The sequence below is a fragment of the Citrobacter sp. wls711 genome (genome assembly GCF_005281055.1).
Classification (GTDB): domain Bacteria; phylum Pseudomonadota; class Gammaproteobacteria; order Enterobacterales; family Enterobacteriaceae; genus Citrobacter; species Citrobacter gillenii.
Genome location: NZ_SZXC01000007.1, coordinates 104,912 through 124,755, shown reverse-complemented (window position 1 = coordinate 124,755; position 19,844 = coordinate 104,912). Strand labels below are relative to the sequence as shown.

Sequence of the window (19,844 nt, the reverse complement as noted above, 5' to 3'; positions counted from 1 at the left end):
CGTCAGTCATGGGCGCAGGCGCGCCCATTTTATTCCAGCATCATGACGCAAGTTGCATTGATGCAGTCCCGTGAAATCGGCTTGCATGATGATGTTTTCAGAGAGGGAAGAACAATGCTCGACACAAATATGAAAACCCAGCTCAGGGCTTACCTTGAGAAACTGACCAAACCTGTTGAGCTGATTGCTACGCTGGATGACAGCGCGAAATCGGCAGAAATCAAGGAACTGCTGGCTGAAATTGCTGAACTGTCAGAGAAAGTGACCTTTAAAGAGGACAACACGCTGGCGGTACGTAAACCATCGTTTTTGATCACCAATCCAGGTTCTCATCAGGGGCCGCGTTTTGCCGGGTCCCCGCTGGGCCACGAGTTTACGTCTCTGGTTCTGGCGCTGCTGTGGACCGGCGGTCATCCGTCAAAAGAAGCGCAGTCTCTGCTGGAACAGATCCGCGATCTCGATGGCGATTTTGAGTTTGAAACCTATTATTCACTGTCCTGCCACAACTGTCCGGACGTGGTACAGGCGCTGAACCTGATGTCGGTGCTGAATCCGCGTATCAAGCATACGGCGATTGATGGCGGTACTTTCCAAAATGAGATTACCGATCGCAACGTGATGGGTGTTCCGGCCGTGTATATGAACGGCAAAGAGTTTGGTCAGGGGCGAATGACGCTGACGGAAATCGTCGCTAAAGTCGATACCGGCGCTGAGAAGCGCGCGGCAGAAGAGCTGAATAAACGTGATGCCTATGATGTGCTGATCGTCGGTTCGGGGCCTGCAGGGGCGGCGGCGGCAGTGTATTCCGCGCGTAAAGGTATTCGTACCGGCCTGATGGGTGAACGCTTTGGCGGTCAGGTGCTGGATACCGTTGATATCGAAAACTATATTTCGGTGCCGAAAACCGAAGGTCAAAAACTGGCAGGCGCACTGAAAGCACACGTTGATGACTATGATGTTGATGTGATTGATAGCCAGAGCGCCAGCAAGCTGGTTCCTGCTGCGCAGGAAGGCGGCTTGCACCAGATTGAAACGGCCTCCGGCGCGTTGCTAAAGGCACGCAGCATTATTATTGCCACCGGTGCCAAATGGCGCAACATGAACGTACCGGGCGAAGATAAGTATCGGACCAAAGGCGTAACCTATTGCCCGCACTGTGATGGCCCACTGTTTAAAGGCAAACGCGTGGCGGTGATTGGCGGCGGTAACTCGGGCGTTGAAGCGGCTATCGATCTGGCCGGTATCGTTGAACATGTGACGTTGCTTGAGTTTGCGCCGGAAATGAAGGCTGATCAGGTTCTGCAAAATAAAGTGCGTAGCCTGAAAAACGTCGACATTATTCTGAATGCGCAAACTACTGAAGTGAAGGGTGACGGTAGCAAGGTGACCGGTCTGGAATACCGCGATCGCGTCAGCGGCGACGTCCACAATGTGGAACTGGCGGGTATTTTTGTGCAGATTGGCCTGCTGCCAAACACCAACTGGCTGGAAGGTGCCGTTGAGCGTAATCGCATGGGCGAAATCATTATTGATGCCAAATGTGAAACCAGCGTGAAAGGGGTTTTCGCTGCGGGTGACTGCACCACCGTGCCGTACAAACAGATAATCATAGCTACCGGCGAAGGTGCAAAAGCCTCACTGAGCGCCTTTGATTACCTGATTCGCTCTACCGTACAATAAGAAAGTAAGACTCACCTGCAAAAGAAGGAAAATGCCTGAGGTCGCAAACGCGTTTCAGGCTTACCGATTCGATGAAATAACATCGATGCGGAATAAAAAGGGGCTACCGAAAGGTAGCCCCTTTTTTTAACGAACGACCAGCACCGGCAGGGTGGCGTGGCGGACTACGCTGGAGGCGTTAGAACCCAGCAGATGGGTGCTGATTGATGGGTTGCGCGATCCAATGACCACCACATCGGCGTTCAGTTCCTCGCCCAACTCGTTGACTACATCACGTACGCTACCAAAGCGAACGTGCTGTTTGATGCGAGAAGGATCAATACTGAAGTGACCGACCATCGTTTGCAGGCGGGTTTCCGCTTCGTGCTGCAGATGTTCCTCAAAACGGCGAACGTCAGCAGCAAAACGATGCAGGCTCAGGCTGGCGGAGCCAGGAAGCACATGCAGAAGATGGATAATCCCATTTTCCTGTGCCAGAAATTCTGCATGGCGAACAGCCTTGTCGCTCAGTTCCATTTCGAATACATCAACAGGCATTATGATTGTGTTGTACATAAACATTCTCCTTGTCATTACATGAACACATAACAGCATAGTATTAAAAATGATTCTGTCAGTCACGACACAGATTTATGTTTTGCGAGCAGGAAAGGGAAAGCAGCAATAATGTCAATGAGGGGCGGGGATATCATCGGAAAGAGGATGCGTAAGCATCCCCTGTAAGATAAAGCGAGTGGCTTTGCTATAACAGAGTTAGCGCAGGTAGTCGCCCGCAGCTTCAGGCTGGTACTCAAGTTCGATGACTTCGAGATGGGTTGAGGTACCACCTGGCAGTTCCCAGTGGATCGTGTCGCCAACGCGCAGACCCAGAAGGGCAGCACCTACCGGGGCCATCACCGACAGTTGAGTACTGCTGTCGGTCATCGTGGCTGGATACACCAGGGTACGCACTCGGACTTCACCATCGCTCAGATTGCGGAATTTCACGCGGCTGTTCATGGTGACGACATCGTGCGGCATGGTTTCTGGAGAACACATTTGGGCGCGATCCAGCTCGGCGTTTAAGGCGTCAGCAATCGGTAAACCCGCAAACGCAGGTTGCTCCAACAGGCGGTCAATGCGCTCAGCATCGAGGTCGTTAATGATGATAGTTGGTCTGGACATTTATTACTCCATGTCGTCGATACTGCGGGTGCGCAGGTAAATAATCCCAAAAGAAAACCCTCACCGTCAGGCGGCAAGGGTTTAGCTTTTACGATGATACTGAGACTTACCCCAGGTTTGAAGTGATTTAGTTCACATTCAGGCGATCAATAACCGACTTTGTCGAGGATAAACTGCTTGCCGCAGTTTCCAGGATGCGCTTGCGGTAGGAACGATGCTGCAGAAAGCGGGGCATTAATGGTGGCTGCCTTGAGCGTAAACTGGATTTCAGTCAGGTAGGCCGGATTACCGTGACAGCTTAACTTCACTGCCTTCACGCTTTCTTTACCCCAGGTTTTCGCGACGGCGGCGTCAAATGCGTTGCGGCTGACGGTTTTTCCATAATTGTCGGCAATAAATTTGCCGAGTTCGGTATTTTTTATCTCGCTATTCATTCGCACCATAGTGCCAAAGTACGCGTCAGGATCGAAACCAAAACAGGCGCCGTGCTTGGCATATTCGTAACGTTCGAGACACGATGTTCCGCCAGCGCCGGGCATCACAGCGCTCAGTTTTGCGGCGCTTTCCAGCGAAAGCCCTGTTTCTGGCGCGGCGCATTTGCGACTGGCACGAGCCTCCGGCAGGTTTGGTATAGGGCGTGTGGCGCAGCCAAAGCGCATCCACCGACGATTATCTACGCCGCGGGCAGCAATCGATTTTGGCAGGCCAGGCCACAGACCGTGGACGGTCAGGAAATCCGCTTTATTTGCGGTTTCTTTTTGCAGGCGGCATTCGTCGGGTTCCTGACGATTACGTTCGTGTTGGCTCTGACAAAAACCGGTTTGCCAGGAGAGCGCCAGCACATAGCGATCAAAGTCGCCGTACTGTTTTGCCTGAAGTTGTTCGGCCTGGGCGGCAGAAACCGGCAGCAGAAGTGCCACCAGCAAAGAGCAATAACGCCATGTCGATGTCATGATGAATTCGGATACTTATATAATTTCTGAATGTCATCTATTAAATCATAAAAAATGCCGCTCAGGTTTAGCTGAGCGGCATCATTTTAGCTATGCGTTTTGACTATGCGTAAAGCGCGCGGATTAGCTCCACATTGCCAGAATCGGCCAGCCGACCAGCAGAAGCATTGAGATGTAGATGACACCGAAGATAGCACCCAAACGCCAGTAGTCTTTGGATTTCACATAACCACAGCCGTAGATGATCACGCCAGGGCCGGTGGCATACGGAGTCAGACAGCCCATGATACCGATGGACAGCACCAGCAGAATACACAGATGCTCCATTGGCACGCCCGGTATGCCTTTACCGACCGCCAGAATCACCGGCAGCATGGTCGCGGTGTGCGCAGACAGGCTGGCAAACAGGTAGTGAGCAAAGTAGAACACCAGCACCAGCACGATCACGGTCGCGTTAGGCGAGAAGCCTTCCAGGTGTGAGCTCATGGTGTTAGCGAACCAGTCGATAAAGCCGGAACGGGTTAAGCCGTTGGCCATCACCACCAGGGTGGCCAGGTTGACCAGGGTGTTCCATGCGCTGTTATAGCGGGTAATGTCTTTCCACGGTACTACGTGCAGAGCCAACATCAGAGAAACCGCCAGCAGACCCACTGCGGTAGCGTCAATCAGCTTGCCGCCAAATACCCACAGGCCCAGGCTGAGCAGTACCAGACCGATCAGCGTCATCTCTTTACGGGTCAGTTTACCCATAGTTTTCAGTTCATCGCCGGCCCATGCGGCAACTTCAGCACTGTGGGTGACTTCCGGTTTGTACAGCACGTAAGACAGCCACGGCGCAACGATCAGCAAAATAATACCGACCGGCAGGAAGCTGAGGAACCACTGCAACCAGCTGATTTGAATGCCGGCAATTTTGTTAACGAATTCCAGACCCAGCACGTTAGGCGCAGCGCCGGTAACGAACATGGAGGAGCTCAGGCTGGTACTGATCACCATCATCCACATCAGATAACCGCCGATACGGCGAGCTGACGGATCGTTCGGGAATGATTTAAACAGCGGCGGCAGGTTCTTGATAACCGGGAAAACGGTACCACCGGTACGCGCGGTGTTCGACGGCGTAAATGGCGCCAGCAGGATGTCGATAATAACAATCGCATAGCCCAGCGTCAGAGTACGTTTCCCCATGAACTTCACCAGGAACAGCGCGATACGACGACCCAGACCGGTAACTTCATAACCCAGCGCGAAAATAAACGCACCGAACACTAACCACACGGTGGTGCTGGAGAAGCCTGCCAGACCCCACTTCAGCGCCTGTTTACCGGCGTGAAAGGTGGGGTCTGCCAGTTCTGTGGCATCAAACAGCAGGTAGTTACTGCCGATAACGCAAATTGTCACGGCGATAAAGCTGATCGCTGTTGCCGGGATAGGCTCGAGGATCATACCGACAATCATGGCCACAAACACGGCAAAGTAGTGCCAGGCCTGCGGGGGCATTCCATCAGGGACGGGGATGAGAAACATGACACCCATGACGACCAGCGGGGCCAGTAACTTCCATATACTATCTTTTGATAAAGACATGAATGATTCTCCGGAAAGGATCTTTAATGGTGATAATGATGAACTTGTGAAATCTGAGCTAAGAACCAGGTGACAATCAGCAGATCGGCACAGCCCCCAGGACTGAGGTTGCGTTCAATGCACTGTTGGTCGAACTGGTGCAGGTAATGGAGATCGGCGGGGGTGCGAATTCCCCCTTGCTGCAATAATGTGGCAGATTGCTGCTGTAACCAGCGCAGACCCTCAGCGCCACCGCGGGAAGCTACGTTGGTGTCGCCATTGATAGACATCAGCAGCAATAATGTGTCGAGTAACGCCAGTTCAGGATCGCGACCCTGAGACAGCAACGCGCGGTAGTGCGGTAAAGCGTGGTGGATCACTAATGGATAGCCCGCTTCAGCTTCACCGCGAGCCCCGGTTAATCCCAGTTGTTGATACAGACGTTGGCCAGCCGTGAGTTGTTGATTGTTCTGGCGCAGTTCGCGCTCGGTCAGGCCGCGGCAAAAGGTTGCCGCCGTAGAGCAAATGGTTTCAGGTGTAACGGTCTGGCGGAGCTGGTGCAGGCGACCAATGGCGGCACACAACAACCCCAGCGAAAAGATACTGCCTTTATGGGTGTTCACCCCGGCGGTGGCGTGAAACATCCCGGCCTCGCAGGCCATTCCCACCGGACGCAGTCCTATCAGCACATCTTCAGGCACCAGTTGCGCGCTGAAGGCCCCGTATTCGACGAAACGCGGCAGCCAGGCGTGAATCGCCTCGGCGCTGCGGTGAAAGTCATCCAGCGCCATGTCTTTGTGCGCGCCGTTGTTAATGCGATCTACCAGACCGGGTTTGGGAGACAGGTTGACTTCCGTCAGCATGGCACGCCACGCGAGCGTCGCGTACGCTTCTGGTAAATCCTGAGGAAGAACGGCGGATTTAGTCGATGTTGCGGGAATCGGCATCATGCAGCAGTTCCTCCATGCGAATAAGTAACTCGGAAAGCGTGTGGGTTTTACCCCGCGCGCAGTCGGCAGCGCTTTGCTCGCACAGCAGACAGCGGCGGGCAGGGAGCGCGAAATGACGGCGAGACAGGATTTCCCCTTCCGGAGTCAGGACATCGAGGTCCCATAACCGTCCCAGCGGGTGTGAATGCTCAAGCTCTATGGTGGTGAGCTTGAGGTCGTGTGCCGGGGCCTCTATAGACAACAGACCTTCCGGCCCGCTGGCAGAAACCCGTGCAGATTGCTCCCTGACTATCCAGCCCGATTTTTCCGCCAGCGTGAGCAAGGCAGTGATACCGTGATTAAAAATGCGACGAGTGAGTTCGCTGTCTTTAATCGGACCCGGCGCGACCACGGTAAAAGAGACCAGTGGCGCGCAGTGGCGGGTGAGCCAGGCATGCTGCCGTGCTTGTCTCTCATCGCGGCTGGCGAGCAGCTCGGGAATAGAAACCGCGTGGCAGGTGGCATGTTCAGGGAGCAGGTGCATGGCTTATTCCTTCACCTGATGCACAACGTCAATCACTGAACCGTCGCGGTAACGCACAACGGCAATTACCCGGTCGGTGAATTCGATGGCGCGTGGCTGACCGGTAAGCTGCTGTGCACGCTCGCGCAGCCAGTCGATGGAGACCACTTTCATCCCCGCTTCCTGCAAACGTTCAGCCAGTTCAGGACGTGCAGGGTTGACGGCGATACCGTGGTCAGTGACCAGGATGTCAATGCTGGAGCCAGGGGTGACGCAGGTCAGCACGTTATCAACCAGCGTCGGGATGCGACCGCGAACCAATGGGGCGACGATAATCGACAGCGCAGCACCGACAGCGGTATCGCAGTGGCCACCGGATGCGCCGCGCAGCACACCGTCGGAGCCGGTCAGCACGTTGACGTTGAAGTTTGTATCCACTTCCAGTGCGCTCAGCACTACGACATCCAGACGGTCAACCGATGCGCCTTTCGAACCCCAGTTAGCGTACTGGTTAGCGCTGATCTCAATATGGTTTGGATTGCGGGCCAGGGATTTTGCGGCGGCACTGTCGAAGCTCTGTACATCCAGCAGTTTGCGGATTAACCCTTTTTCATGCAGGTCAACGATGGTGGCAGTGATGCCGCCCAGTGCGAAGTCGGCGCGGATGTCGCGGCTGCGCATTTTGTCTTCCAGGAAGCGGGTTACGGCCAGCGAGGCGCCACCGGTACCGGTCTGCAAAGAGAAGCCCTCATTGAAGTAGCCGGAGTTGGCAATCACCTCTGCCGCGCTGCGGGCGATCAGCAGCTCACGCGGGTTGGTCGTCATGCGGGTTGCATCGGCGCCAATTTTGTCCGCATCACCGACCTGCTCGATCTGCACGATCAGATCCACCTGATCCTGGGTGATACTGGCCGGATTATGCGGGTAGCTCAGCAGTTGTTCAGTCAGCAGGACCACTTGTTTAGCGTTTTCAGCATCAACGCGGGCGTAGCCGAGTGAGCCACAGCAGGCTTTACCGGTGTAGCCGTTAGCATTACCAAATTGGTCGCAGGACGGTACGCCGAGGAAGGCTACGTCAATGCTTAACTCACCGCTTTGTACCAGGTGTACGCGACCGCCGTGAGAGTGGACCTGCACAGGTTCAGCCAGTAAACCGCGGGAGATCTCTTCCGCCAGCGGACCACGCAGACCGGAAGTATAAATGCGGCTGACGACGCCCTGACGAATGTGTTCCACCAGCGGAGCGTGACAGTCGCTCAGGGAGCTGGACGCCAGCGTCAGGTTTTTAAAGCCCATGGCGGCAATGGTATCCATCACCAGGTTAATGGTCAGGTCGCCACCGCGGAAAGCGTGGTGGAAAGAGATGGTCATTCCATCCTGTAAACCTGAACGGCGAATAGCGTCTTCCAGGTTAGCGCACAGTTTTTTGTCGCGGGGTTTTTGCGCCTGTAACGCGACTTTTGCGCTGCTGTGGAAAGCGGAAAGGTCGCTTTCAGCATGACGGCTCCAGGTCGCCACGCGATCCTGTCGTTGAGACTGTTCGATTTTCTGCGTCATTTTTTTGCCTTATTCTTCGCGAATGCCGGAAAGTTCTGCACGGGAGATAACCAGAAGGGCGCGCTCGATAACCGGGCTGTCGACCATCTTGCCGTTCAGGGAGACAACGCCACGGCCTTCGCGAGCGGCGGCTTCAGCGGCTTCTACAACCAGACGGGCGTGCGCCAGTTCTTTGCGCGTTGGCGCATACAGGTTGTGCAGGAGTTCGATCTGGCGCGGGTTGATGAGCGATTTACCGTCAAAACCCAACTGCTTGATGTGTGCGGCTTCATGCAGGAAACCGGCTTCGTTATTGGCATCGGAATACACGGTGTCAAATGCCTGAATGCCCGCAGAGCGTGCCGCCTGCAAAATAGAGCAGCGGGCAAACAGCAGTTCGGTGCCTTCCGGCGAACGTTCGGTGCGCAGATTACGCACGTAATCTTCTGCACCCAGTGCAATACCGATTAGACGTTCAGAGGCGTGAGCGATTTCAACGGCGCGGGTGATGCCCAGCGGTGATTCAATAGCCGCGAGCAGACCGGTGCTGCCGGGTTCGCGACCGCAGGCGTTTTCGATACGCAGAATTTCGCTTTCGATGTCGATAACATCCTGCGCAGTATCGGTTTTAGGTAAACGCACGATGTCAGCGCCACCGCGAACGACCGCTTCGAGGTCATTGATACCCCATTCAGAATCGAGGGCATTTACGCGAACAATGGTTTCAACGTCGTGATACAGCGGGTGCTGCAGCGCGTGGTACACCAGACGACGCGCGGTATCTTTCTCGCGCAGTGCGACGGAGTCTTCCAGGTCGAACATCAGCGCATCTGCCGGGTAGATAAACGAGTTGCTGATCATTGCGGCATTGGCGCCCGGTACGAACAACATGCTACGGCGTGTGCGGGATTTACGTTGTTGCAAAGATTCAGAAATCACTGGCAATCCTCCCAAGGCAGTGCCGGAATGCCGCTGGCGCGGGCCAGTAATGCTTCCAGTCGCGCACGTAAAATGCAGTCCAGTGCGCCTTTATCATCAACATTTAATTGCACGCCGCGTACGTTGTAGCGGGACAGAACGTCGAGGATGGTGGTGCGAATGGCATCACCAAATTGTTTTTCAACGCTACTGTTAACCTGCAGGTCGATATCCTGCGTATCGAGCGGGGCGATGCGAATCATCACATCACCAGACTCGAGAGTGCCTGCGACGGCTGCCTGCTTTATTTTCATTTTTCACCTGTTGCTAATGCGGGGGTATTTTGGCGGACTACCGCGCCTGGCGAGGTTCTCTCAAGCATGTTTTGCAAGTAGTGCAACGTGGCTTCAGGAACCAGAGGGGCGATAGCCGTGAGATCTTTTTTAACCAGCAGCTTGCGTACCCAGGAGGCGGAAATCGGCATCTCCTGGAAGCACAGCCGCTCAATTTCCACCAGTTCAATCGGTGGGGTGGGGAGCGTTGGGGTCTCCAGCCAGTAGCGCATGTCGTTGTTGTACTGGGAGGTGACGGTGCAATACGGTTCGGTACCGACGAAGCGGTGCGTGACGCCAAGTGCCGGGGCCAGATACTGGCGGAAGATTTTCAGGTCTATTTCGGTGTAGCAGTGGTTAATGACGCTCTGCTCTTTAATGAAGTAGCACGGGAACGTGGCGCGAGAAATGATGTATTCCGATCCGCGATGCACGGTTAAATGCGGAATATCTTTTGTTCCCTTAAGCACCAGATCCAGACGGTCTTCATACGGAAAGCGTGAGGTGTCTTCTTTTACCAGAAACAGATGTAGCCAGTCGCACTGTGCGGCCGCCTGCTGGATCAGAAAACGATGGCCGTTGGTAAAAGGGTTGGCGTTCATGACGATACAGCCAATTTTTTTTCCTTCGCGACGCTGTTTGGTCAGCGATTCGGCGTAACGCTTCAGACGCGTGGTGCTGTTTTCCATCAGCACCATAATGCCCGGTACGCTGGTCAGCGTAGAGAAGCCACACTGCTTAAACAGCGCTTCGTATTCGGTTTTGGTATAAATGAAGAGATGCGTACAGTGACGCTCATACGCGAGATTGATCAGCTCAGTGGCGAGCGTCAGGGCTAAGCCTTCGCCGCGCACGGTTTTGCTGATAGCCACGCATTTAATGATATTTCCGGCAATACCGCCGCAGGCAATCAGGCGGTCATCACGGGTGACGGTGATAAATATTTCAACGGTCGTATCCACGCTCAAATCATTCTCTTTCAGAAATTGAGCGATAGCCGCCATCTTTTTATTTTCTGAGCGCTTCACGTGCGAGAATATATTATTACCGAACATAATAAAAAGTGTCCTGATGGTATATTTGTTACTGGCTTTTAGGTTTTGTTGCCAGGCTTAGCAACCTGATAACGTTTTGTTTGCAAATGAAGGGAAGGTTTTTTTATTACGGAGTATTTCTTTTTTTCCCTACTGCATACATCGTAAGGGGTATTTTAGAGGTAAATTTTGATTTATTTCACAATACGTTAGAAGGTTTTTATGTGTTTTATGGTTTTAAGTTTTTTAATTAATTTAACTCTGAAATAGCGCGTGGTTTTAATTTGTTTAATTGATTTAAGGTGGGGAATCTGTAACGATCCTATTTTATGCCGTGACTTGTAAATAAAACATTTTCATTACAAATACAAAAAAATAAGTTGCGGTTAACGTCGTTGAGGAAAAATAATGTCACAACATAAAAATAAAACACGGTTTTCTTTTTTCCGCAGACTGGCGTTTCCATTGCGTATTTTCCTGCTGATCCTGGTCGTTTCCATTTTTATCATCGCCGCGCTGGCGAAATACTTCACCGCCAGTTTTGAAGACTACCTGACAACGCACGTCCGTGATATGGCAATGAACCAGGCGAAAATCATCGCCTCTAACGACAGTATCATCACTGCGGTGAAGCATCGCGATTACACGCGTCTGGCGACCATTGCCGACAAGCTTCAGAGCGGGACTGATTTCGATTATGTGGTGATCGGTGATGAGAACTCTATTCGTCTCTACCATCCGAATCCGCAAAAAATTGGCTACCCAATGCAGTTCACCAAGCCCGGTGCGTTGGCAAATGGGGAAAGCTACTTTATTACCGGGACGGGATCTATTGGGTTGGCAATGCGCGCTAAAACGCCCATTTTTGATGATGATGGCAAGATTATTGGCGTGGTTTCGATAGGTTATCTGATCAGTAAAATCGACAGTTGGCGATCGGATTTTTTACTGCCGATGGCGGGTGTGTTTCTTCTGCTGCTGTTGTTACTGATGCTACTCTCCTGGTTTTTTGCCGCCCATATTCGCCGCCAGATGTTGGGAATGGAGCCCAAACAAATTGCCCGCGTGGTGCGCCAACAGGACGCGTTATTTAGCTCGGTATACGAAGGCTTGATTGCCGTTGACCTGGACGGGTGCATAACTGCTATCAATCGCAGTGCGCGAAAAATGCTGGGGCTTCCGTCGCCAGGGCGGCAGTGGTTGGGGAAACCCATTGATGAGGTTGTTAATCCGTCGGACTTTTTTACGCAGCAGATTGCGGAGCAACGTCAGGATGCGATGGTGAATTTTAACGGGCTAAGCGTTATCGCCAACCGTGAGGCTATCCGTTCCGGCGATGAATTACTCGGGGCGATTATCAGTTTTCGTAGCAAAGATGAAATAGCCACCCTCAATGCCCAACTGACACAAATCAAACAATATGTTGAGAGCCTGAGAACGCTGCGTCATGAACATCTGAACTGGATGTCGACGATTAACGGCCTGCTGCAAATGAAAGAATACGATCGCGTGCTTGAGATGGTGCAGGGGGAATCCCAGGCCCAGCAGCAGCTGATTGATGACCTGCGCGGTGCCTTTGCCGATCGCCAGGTTGCCGGTCTGCTGTTTGGTAAAGTCCAGCGTGCGCGGGAATTGGGGCTCAAAATGACGATTGTTCCCGGAAGTCAACTTCATCAACTTCCCGAAGGGCTGGATAGCACAGAGTTTGCAGCAATTGTTGGCAATCTGCTTGATAATGCATTTGAGGCCAGCTTACGTACCCAACAAGGGAATAAGGTTGTTGAACTGTTTCTGAGTGATGAAGGGGAAGAGGTCATCATTGAAGTTGCCGACCAAGGGTGCGGCGTACCGGAAGCGTTACGTGAAAAAATATTTGAACAGGGTGTGAGCACCCGTACCGATGAACCAGGTGAACATGGCATCGGTTTGTATCTGATTGCAAGTTATGTGAGGCGCTGTGATGGGGTTATTACGCTTGAAGATAACACCCCCTGCGGCACTTTATTTTCTCTATTTCTTCCGAAAGTGAAAAAAAACGATGACGGAACCATTAACGCTATTGATCGTTGAGGATGAAACGCTGCTGGCGGAGATGCATGCTGAATATATCCGCCATATACCCGGTTTCAGCCAGATTTGGTTGGCGGGGAACCTGGAGCAGGCGCGGATGATGATCGCGCGTTTTAAGCCCGGTCTGATTCTTCTGGATAACTATTTACCGGACGGTAAGGGCATTACCCTTCTACATGAGTTGACTCAGGCACGCTACCCTGGCGGCGTGGTGTTTACTACGGCTGCCAGTGACATGGATACGGTGTCGGAGGCGGTGCGCGGCGGGGCGTTTGATTATCTGGTCAAACCGATTGCCTACGAGCGACTGGGGCAGACGCTGACGCGTTATCAGCAGCGCAGACGCATGCTGGCGGGTAACGACAGTGCCAGTCAAAAGCAAATTGATGAAATGTTTAACGCTTATGCGCGGGGTGAACCAAAAGGGGATTTGCCTACGGGTATTGATGCGCTAACGCTGAATGCGGTGCTGAAATTATTCGCCGATCCGACGGTACACCATACCGCTGAGACCATTGCACAGGCGTTGACCATCAGCCGCACAACCTCCAGGCGTTATCTGGAGTACTGTGCCAGCCGGCATTTGATTATTGCGGAGATTATTCACGGGAAGGTTGGGCGGCCGCAGCGTATTTACCACGGCGGCTAAATGCGGATTTCTGACGTAGGCCGGACAAGATGCTTTAGCATCGCCATCCGGCAACGTGCGGTTGCAATGCCGGATGGCGGCGTAACCGCCTGATCCGGCCTACATTTTGTTCGCTATCAACCTCCAATCACGGCAGTTGTAGCGGGTACCATCACTTCCGTGGCGATAATGACAATCAGTAGCCCGACCATCACCGGCACAGACGTGCGCTTGACCACTTCAAACGGTGAAATCTTCGCCATACCCGCAACGGCAACAACCACACCAGAGACCGGGGAGATCGTACGCCCCAGGTTCGACGCTTGCAGCATTGGGATGGAGAGGTAAGCCGGGTTAATACCTGAAGAATGCGCCAGTTTTGGGATCATCTCAACGAAGGCATAGAACGGGGCATTACCGGAGCCGGTGGTCATTGCTGCCAGCATGGTCAGAATAACCAGCACCAGCATCAGAATAATGCTTGCGGAGCCAAACGAGGTGGCGATCGAGATCAGGCTCTGAATAAAGCCGATAGTGCTCAGACCCTGGGCGAAAACTCCGGCGGCAACTAACAGCATTACCACGTTAGCAAAGGCATCAGCCATGCCGCGGTAGGCCACTTCCAGACCTGAGAAAACCTTCTGGGTATTGAACCCGCGGACAAACTCCAACACTGCGGCAATAAGCATGCACAGCACCAGAATGGTAATGATGTGCAGTTGTGGTCCCCACTTACCATCAAAAATGAGAACCCCGACAATCGGAGTAAACGGCAGGATGGCGTAAAACGATGGCGCGGTGGTGGTGATTTCGGCCACGTCTAACATTTCGTGAGAAACGTTCTCTTTTTTGTCCAGATAGCGCTGCCAGAAAAAGTGGGCAATCGCCATGCCGATAATGGCGGCAATGGAAATCGGCAGCGTGGTTTTAAATGCGAAGTCGATCAACGGCATTTCTGCGGCTTTGGCGGCGAGAACCACATCACCAGAAGTGGGGGATAGAATAATGGCGGCAGGGGAGGCGCAAATGGCCGCCGCAGCACCGCGGCTGATACCCACGTTAACCATCACCGGAAAGAGGGTTGCCATCAGCAGTACGCCCAGCCCCGTCGCTGAAGAGACCGCCAGTGACATCAGGCAGGCGACAAAGTAGGCGGCAATCATTAACACATAGGGTGAGTTGATATATTGCAGTGGTTTGGAAGCCAGTTTAACCACCATATCGTTTGCACCAATATGCGTCATGTAGGCGGCAAAACCACACAGCATCATGATCATCATGCCGAGATCGCCACCGCGGCTCATCAGCAAAATTTTAATGTATTCAACGATGTCTGTTGCTGTGTAGCCCGTGCTTTCGGCACTACCGGGCAAAACTTTATGACCCATCAGGGCGCTGATAATCAGTAAAACCAGGCCACCGACAAACAGTACGCCGGTCGCGGAATAACCTTTAATGATGTAGCGCGCTACACCCACAATAACCATAACTCCGATAAGGAGTTCTATAAATGTCAACATTATTTCCCCTGTCACATTGACGCCCAGAAAGTAAAAAAACTAAAAAAAGCATAAAACGGTGAGAGAATGTGCCTAATAAACGGATAACCCTCGCTGATTGAAATCAATAAAAATACGGATTAAACCAATGGCTGAGCCATTTTTTCAACATAGCGGATGAACCGGGAATGCTGCAATCAAAAAGTGTGAAGTCATCTGTGGTTGTGTGGGATTTGACATTGAATTGATCTTGTTTTGTTTTCTAATTGTTAATTTATTTAACTTTTGCATGCAAAATGAACAATTTATTGATATTAATAGAGTAATGACCGTTTCAGATAAGGCTCAAAAAATATAAGGGAAATAAACTACGCGCATACGAAGGGAATATTCTGATTTTTAACCCTAAGCATTTTCGTTAAGTTAACATTAAGGATGGCTTTGCTACAATTAATGCAGAACCCCAGAATGGTAATTATGTTGTGATTGTCGCGAAGCGCTATTTCCTGTTTATTTCATTTGTTTTTACTCAGTTGGCTGTTATTCCACAGGCCACCGCTGAAGATAAAGGTTGGTTTGATACCTTCAAAGATAATGTCAGCGAAACCTGGCAGCAGCCGGAGCATTATGACCTGTACGTGCCCGCCATTACCTGGCATGCGCGATTTGCCTACGATAAAGATAAAACAGATCGTTACAATGAACGCCCCTGGGGAGCGGGATTTGGTCAGTCCCGTTGGGATGATAAAGGCAACTGGCACGGGCTGTATATTATGGCCTTTAAGGATTCCTACAATAAGTGGGAACCCATCGGAGGATATGGCTGGGAAAAAACCTGGCGCCCGCTGGCCGATGATAACTTCCATACTGGTCTGGGCTTTACCGCCGGTTTCACCGCGCGTGATAACTGGAACTACATTCCTGTGCCGGTGATACTGCCACTGGCATCGATAGGTTATGGTCCGGCAACATTTCAGATGACCTACATACCCGGTACGTATAATAACGGGAATGTCTATTTTGCCTGGATGCGTTTCCAGTTTTGATGAACGATGTGTATTGATATGTGGCCAAGTATAAATCATTAAAAAACAATTAATTACGAACGTTACTGCAAAAATAACGCGACATTTATCACTTTTTGGCAAAGTTCGACTGGACAAAGTCCACCACAATTGTTGTACTGATACCCGACACAGCATTTGTGTCTATTTTTCATGTAAAGGTAATTTTGATGTCTAAGATTAAAGGTAACGTTAAGTGGTTTAATGAGTCCAAAGGATTCGGTTTCATTACTCCGGAAGATGGCAGCAAAGATGTGTTCGTACACTTCTCTGCAATCCAGACCAATGGTTTTAAAACTCTGGCTGAAGGTCAGCGTGTAGAGTTCGAAATCACTAACGGTGCCAAAGGCCCTTCTGCTGCAAACGTAACCGCTCTGTAAGCATACGACAGCAAGAATTCAAAACCCGCTTAATTGCGGGTTTTTTTATCTTCAGTGTGCCGAAGAAGCGGAAACCAGCCAGAACGCCAGGGCGGTCATCGCAAAAGACCCCAACAGATTGATCAGTACGTTCACCATTGCCCAGCCAAAACGTCCGTCTTGCAGTAAAAACACCACCTCTGCTGAGAATGTTGAGAAGGTGGTCAGCCCGCCGCAAAAGCCTGTCGTAATCAATACCTTCCACATAGGGTCAATGTGGGTCATGCGATTGAACCACGCCAGCCCCATACCAATGATAAACGCCCCAATTAAGTTTGCAGCCAGCGTGCCGAAGGGAATCGCTTGATGAAGGGGGTTAAATCGCATACTCAACAGCCATCTGGCTACGCTACCTGTACCACCGCCAATAAAAACCGCTAAAAGGAGTTGTGACACTGCATAATCCTGCTATTTGATTGTATATAGTGTGAGTGTAACGCTGAATAATCATTATTGGCGAGCCTAACCGTTTTTTCAGGAGGGAGTATGTTCGTTGCTGCAGGGCAATTCGCCGTGGGTCCCTCATGGGAGAAAAATGCCGAAACGTGCGTGTCATTGATGTCCCAGGCCGCGGGCGAGGGCGTCTCATTGTTGGTCTTACCCGAAGCGTTGCTGGCCCGTGACGATCTTGACCCTGACCTGTCAGTGAAATCTGCTCAATGGCTGGAAGGGGGATTTCTGACGCGATTACTGCGAGAAAGCGTGCAGAATGAGATGACAACGATCCTGACGATTCATGTTCCCTCGCTGCCGGGACGGGCGTTTAACATGCTGGTGGCGGTACGAAGAGGTCAGGTTGTGGCTCATTACGCCAAATTACATCTCTATGATGCTTTTTCGATTCAGGAGTCGCGTAATGTTGATGCAGGCGATGTCGTACCGCCGCTGTTGGACGTGGAAGGTCTTAAAGTCGGTTTGATGACCTGTTACGATTTACGCTTCCCTGAGCTGGCATTAGCATATGCTTTGCAGGGGGCAGATATTCTGGTACTCCCTGCGGCCTGGGTACGCGGCGCGCTAAAAGAACATCACTGGGCTACGCTGCTGGCGGCCAGATCATTGGATGCAACCTGCTATCTGATTGCTGCCGGTGAGTGTGGCAATAAGAATATTGGTCAAAGCCGGATAATCGATCCGTTTGGCGTAACGATTGCCGCTGCCGCAGAAACACCCGCGCTGATTGTTACTGAGGTTTCTGCCGAACGAGTGCGACAGGTCAGGGCGCAACTTCCGGTGTTACGCAACCGACGCTTTGCGCCACCGCAATTATTATGACGTTTTTTTAAACAAGACTTGATTCACCTTGTTACAGATTGCTATTGTGTGCCCGCGTCGAAAGGCCGTTAAAATTCTCAGGTTAATATGGCGCTTTATGCAGCCTGGTTTAAGTGAAGAAGGTATCTATGGGTGAGATTAGTATTACCAAACTGCTGGTGGTTGCCGCACTGGTCGTTCTGCTGTTTGGTACCAAGAAGTTACGTACTCTGGGTGGAGACCTGGGAACGGCAATTAAAGGCTTCAAGAAAGCGATGAACGATGAAAATGCCGATGCGAAGAAAGATGCTGATGGTAGCGTTCAGGCTGAGAAGCTTTCTCATAAAGAGTGATGTCAGGAGCATGATGCTCATACTGCAAACTCTGCATGAAAAAAACCGGCATTTGCCGGTTTTTTTATTGCTGAAATGTAAGTGAGTATTACGCGATCACTTCACTTCCAGCCCTTTTGCCTGCATGTCTGCATGATATGAAGAACGTACAAATGGACCGCAAGCTGCATGGGTAAAGCCCATTGCCATAGCTTCCGCTTTCATTTCATCGAACTCATCCGGGCTAACATAGCGCTGAACCGGCAGATGGTGACGGCTTGGCTGTAAATACTGCCCCAGCGTTAGCATGGTAACGCCATGACGACGCAGGTCACGCATGACCTCAATGATTTCCGCGTTGGTTTCACCCAGACCCACCATCAGACCTGATTTGGTTGGGATCTCCGGATGGGCTTCTTTGAAACGCTCCAGAAGCTTCAGTGACCAGTTGTAATCTGCACCCGGACGTACATTGCGGTAAATACGCGGTACGTTTTCAAGGTTGTGGTTAAACACGTCTGGCGGCGTTGCGGTGAGGATATCCAGCGCGCGATCCATACGACCACGGAAGTCAGGTACCAGCGTTTCGATTTTAATCGACGGGCTTTTCTCACGGATAGCTGTGATGCAGTCCGCAAAGTGTTGAGCACCGCCATCGCGCAGATCGTCGCGATCGACGGAGGTGATGACGACATAGCGCAGCGCCATGTCCGCAATAGTTTGAGCCAGTTTTAACGGTTCGTTGGCATCCGGGGCAACCGGACGACCATGGGCAACGTCACAGAATGGGCAGCGGCGGGTACAAATCGCGCCGAGGATCATAAAGGTTGCGGTGCCGTGATTGAAACATTCAGCCAGGTTAGGGCAGGACGCTTCTTCGCAGACAGAGTGCAGGCCATTTTTGCGCATTGCCGCTTTGATGCCCTGGATGCGAGTGGAGTCCGCTGGCAGTTTTATTTTCATCCATTCCGGTTTACGCAGCAGGGCTTCACGCTCTGTTGCCACATTTTTTACCGGGATAAGAGCCATCTTATCGGCATCGCGGTATTTAACACCGCGTTCCATCACAATGGGTTTACTCATAGCTTGCGTGTTCCAGTTGCGAATAACGAAGGAAAGCGTTTCAATTCAAGGGAATGTTGTATTTATCAACTATTTTTGAATTAGTGATACGCAGTATATCATTGAAACGGGCCAGAAAGCAGCCTGACAGGCTGGCAAAATGTAAAATAGTTGTTGTTTTGTGCCATTTGCCACAACATATGCTGCGGCAATGTCTGCCCCATTTTTAGTCTGCGACGTACTCGTGTGGTGGGTTACCGAGTAGCGCTAATATGTTTGCCAGCAAACGAGGACGAACGCTTTCGGTGGTGGCATGACTGTCCCACTGTGAAACTTTCGCCATCTCCATTCCGGCGTAGCCGCAAGGGTTGATGCGCAGGAAAGGCGACAAATCCATATTCACGTTAAGCGCTAAGCCATGGAATGAACATCCTCTACGAATCCGTAACCCTAACGAACAGATTTTCTTTTCACCGACGTAAACGCCTGGCGCATCGGCTCGTGGGTGTGCATCGATACCCATTTCTGCAAGCGTGTTTACCACGGTTTGTTCCAGCAGCGTGACCAGTTCGCGAACGCCCAGTTTTCGGCGTTTGAGGTTCAACAGGACATACATCACCTGTTGGCCTGGGCCGTGGTACGTTACCTGACCACCACGATCGCTCTGAATAACGGGGATATCACCCGGCACCAGAACGTGTTCTGCTTTGCCTGCCTGCCCCTGAGTGAAGACCGGATAATGCTCTACCAGCCAGATTTCATCATGACTGTTTTCATCGCGGGTATCGGTGAATTCGTGCATGGCCTGAGAGACGGGCTCGTAAGGCTGAAGACCGAGCTGGCGGACAAGAATTTTATCCTGATACAAAACGGTATCTCCG

21 protein-coding genes are annotated in these 19,844 nt (G+C 51.8%); 7 read left to right on the top strand and 14 right to left on the bottom strand.

What is annotated here, in order from left to right; translation table 11 throughout:
• Nucleotides 1–114 precede the first annotated feature (114 nt).
• Nucleotides 115–1,680 (top strand): alkyl hydroperoxide reductase subunit F, encoded by a 1,566-nt coding sequence (gene ahpF, locus FDW98_RS02570; RefSeq protein WP_096757919.1) that lies wholly within the window; start codon nucleotides 115–117, stop codon nucleotides 1,678–1,680.
• 126 nt (nucleotides 1,681–1,806) lie between these two features.
• On the opposite strand, the gene uspG is transcribed toward ahpF, so the two are convergent.
• The 10 genes from uspG to citC form a co-directional block, all read right to left on the bottom strand.
• Nucleotides 1,807–2,235, bottom strand: coding sequence for a universal stress protein UspG (gene uspG, locus FDW98_RS02565; RefSeq protein WP_096757918.1), 429 nt, complete (start codon nucleotides 2,233–2,235; stop codon nucleotides 1,807–1,809).
• A 198-nt stretch (nucleotides 2,236–2,433) separates the two neighbouring features.
• Nucleotides 2,434–2,844: a nucleoside diphosphate kinase regulator gene (gene rnk / locus FDW98_RS02560; RefSeq protein WP_003022104.1), complete on the bottom strand. Its 411-nt coding sequence runs from the start codon at nucleotides 2,842–2,844 to the stop codon at nucleotides 2,434–2,436.
• 146 nt (nucleotides 2,845–2,990) lie between these two features.
• Nucleotides 2,991–3,797: a ribonuclease I gene (gene rna, locus FDW98_RS02555; protein ID WP_096757917.1), complete on the bottom strand. Its 807-nt coding sequence runs from the start codon at nucleotides 3,795–3,797 to the stop codon at nucleotides 2,991–2,993.
• A gap of 123 nt (nucleotides 3,798–3,920) precedes the next feature.
• Nucleotides 3,921–5,384 (bottom strand): citrate/succinate antiporter CitT, encoded by a 1,464-nt coding sequence (citT, locus tag FDW98_RS02550; RefSeq protein WP_096757916.1) that lies wholly within the window; start codon nucleotides 5,382–5,384, stop codon nucleotides 3,921–3,923.
• Nucleotides 5,385–5,407: 23 nt separating this feature from the next.
• On the bottom strand, nucleotides 5,408–6,313 hold the full coding sequence (gene citG / locus FDW98_RS02545) for a triphosphoribosyl-dephospho-CoA synthase CitG (RefSeq protein ID WP_096757915.1): 906 nt from the start codon (nucleotides 6,311–6,313) through the stop codon (nucleotides 5,408–5,410).
• Nucleotides 6,285–6,836, bottom strand: a complete 552-nt coding sequence (gene citX / locus FDW98_RS02540; protein ID WP_096757914.1) for a citrate lyase holo-[acyl-carrier protein] synthase — start codon at nucleotides 6,834–6,836, stop codon at nucleotides 6,285–6,287. Before citX ends, citG begins: the two co-directional genes overlap by 29 nt.
• 3 nt (nucleotides 6,837–6,839) lie before the next feature.
• On the bottom strand, nucleotides 6,840–8,372 hold the full coding sequence (gene citF, locus FDW98_RS02535; RefSeq protein ID WP_096757913.1) for a citrate lyase subunit alpha: 1,533 nt from the start codon (nucleotides 8,370–8,372) through the stop codon (nucleotides 6,840–6,842).
• 9 nt (nucleotides 8,373–8,381) lie between these two features.
• Nucleotides 8,382–9,290, bottom strand: coding sequence for an aldolase/citrate lyase family protein (locus tag FDW98_RS02530; RefSeq protein ID WP_096757912.1), 909 nt, complete (start codon nucleotides 9,288–9,290; stop codon nucleotides 8,382–8,384).
• Nucleotides 9,287–9,583, bottom strand: coding sequence for a citrate lyase acyl carrier protein (citD, locus tag FDW98_RS02525; protein ID WP_096757911.1), 297 nt, complete (start codon nucleotides 9,581–9,583; stop codon nucleotides 9,287–9,289). The genes FDW98_RS02530 and citD overlap by 4 nt, the downstream gene beginning before the upstream one ends.
• Entirely contained in the window at nucleotides 9,580–10,656 is a 1,077-nt protein-coding gene (gene citC / locus FDW98_RS02520) for a [citrate (pro-3S)-lyase] ligase (protein ID WP_137398732.1), read from the bottom strand. Before citC ends, citD begins: the two co-directional genes overlap by 4 nt.
• 387 nt (nucleotides 10,657–11,043) lie before the next feature.
• Between citC and dpiB the strand changes: the two genes are divergently transcribed.
• Both dpiB and dpiA read left to right on the top strand, forming a co-directional pair.
• On the top strand, nucleotides 11,044–12,705 hold the full coding sequence (gene dpiB / locus FDW98_RS02515) for a sensor histidine kinase DpiB (protein WP_096757909.1): 1,662 nt from the start codon (nucleotides 11,044–11,046) through the stop codon (nucleotides 12,703–12,705).
• Nucleotides 12,674–13,354: a two-component response regulator DpiA gene (dpiA, locus tag FDW98_RS02510; RefSeq protein ID WP_096757908.1), complete on the top strand. Its 681-nt coding sequence runs from the start codon at nucleotides 12,674–12,676 to the stop codon at nucleotides 13,352–13,354. The genes dpiB and dpiA overlap by 32 nt, the downstream gene beginning before the upstream one ends.
• Before the next feature lie 116 nt (nucleotides 13,355–13,470).
• On the opposite strand, the gene dcuC is transcribed toward dpiA, so the two are convergent.
• Nucleotides 13,471–14,853 carry an anaerobic C4-dicarboxylate transporter DcuC gene (dcuC, locus tag FDW98_RS02505; RefSeq protein ID WP_096757907.1) on the bottom strand — a complete coding sequence of 461 codons (1,383 nt, stop codon included), beginning with the start codon at nucleotides 14,851–14,853 and terminating at the stop codon, nucleotides 13,471–13,473.
• A 461-nt stretch (nucleotides 14,854–15,314) separates the two neighbouring features.
• Between dcuC and pagP the strand changes: the two genes are divergently transcribed.
• Both pagP and cspE read left to right on the top strand, forming a co-directional pair.
• The gene (gene pagP, locus FDW98_RS02500) at nucleotides 15,315–15,878 is read left to right on the top strand and encodes a lipid IV(A) palmitoyltransferase PagP (RefSeq protein ID WP_096757906.1); all 564 of its coding nucleotides are present in this window, start codon (nucleotides 15,315–15,317) and stop codon (nucleotides 15,876–15,878) included.
• A gap of 188 nt (nucleotides 15,879–16,066) precedes the next feature.
• Complete coding sequence (gene cspE / locus FDW98_RS02495) at nucleotides 16,067–16,276, top strand: transcription antiterminator/RNA stability regulator CspE (RefSeq protein WP_000034826.1); 210 nt, start codon at nucleotides 16,067–16,069, stop codon at nucleotides 16,274–16,276.
• Nucleotides 16,277–16,327: 51 nt separating this feature from the next.
• Here the strand turns inward: cspE and crcB are convergent, their stop codons facing one another.
• The gene (gene crcB / locus FDW98_RS02490) at nucleotides 16,328–16,711 is read right to left on the bottom strand and encodes a fluoride efflux transporter CrcB (protein ID WP_096757905.1); all 384 of its coding nucleotides are present in this window, start codon (nucleotides 16,709–16,711) and stop codon (nucleotides 16,328–16,330) included.
• A 90-nt stretch (nucleotides 16,712–16,801) separates the two neighbouring features.
• Here crcB and FDW98_RS02485 point away from each other — a divergent pair, with 90 nt between their 5' ends.
• Complete coding sequence (locus FDW98_RS02485) at nucleotides 16,802–17,590, top strand: deaminated glutathione amidase (protein WP_096757904.1); 789 nt, start codon at nucleotides 16,802–16,804, stop codon at nucleotides 17,588–17,590.
• 128 nt (nucleotides 17,591–17,718) lie between these two features.
• A complete protein-coding gene (tatE, locus tag FDW98_RS02480; protein ID WP_045441030.1) occupies nucleotides 17,719–17,922 on the top strand; it encodes a twin-arginine translocase subunit TatE in 204 nt (67 codons plus the stop codon).
• Nucleotides 17,923–18,018: 96 nt separating this feature from the next.
• Here the strand turns inward: tatE and lipA are convergent, their stop codons facing one another.
• Nucleotides 18,019–18,984 carry a lipoyl synthase gene (gene lipA / locus FDW98_RS02475; protein WP_049269752.1) on the bottom strand — a complete coding sequence of 322 codons (966 nt, stop codon included), beginning with the start codon at nucleotides 18,982–18,984 and terminating at the stop codon, nucleotides 18,019–18,021.
• 205 nt (nucleotides 18,985–19,189) lie between these two features.
• Nucleotides 19,190–19,831 (bottom strand): lipoyl(octanoyl) transferase LipB, encoded by a 642-nt coding sequence (lipB, locus tag FDW98_RS02470; RefSeq protein ID WP_096757903.1) that lies wholly within the window; start codon nucleotides 19,829–19,831, stop codon nucleotides 19,190–19,192.
• Nucleotides 19,832–19,844 lie beyond the last annotated feature (13 nt).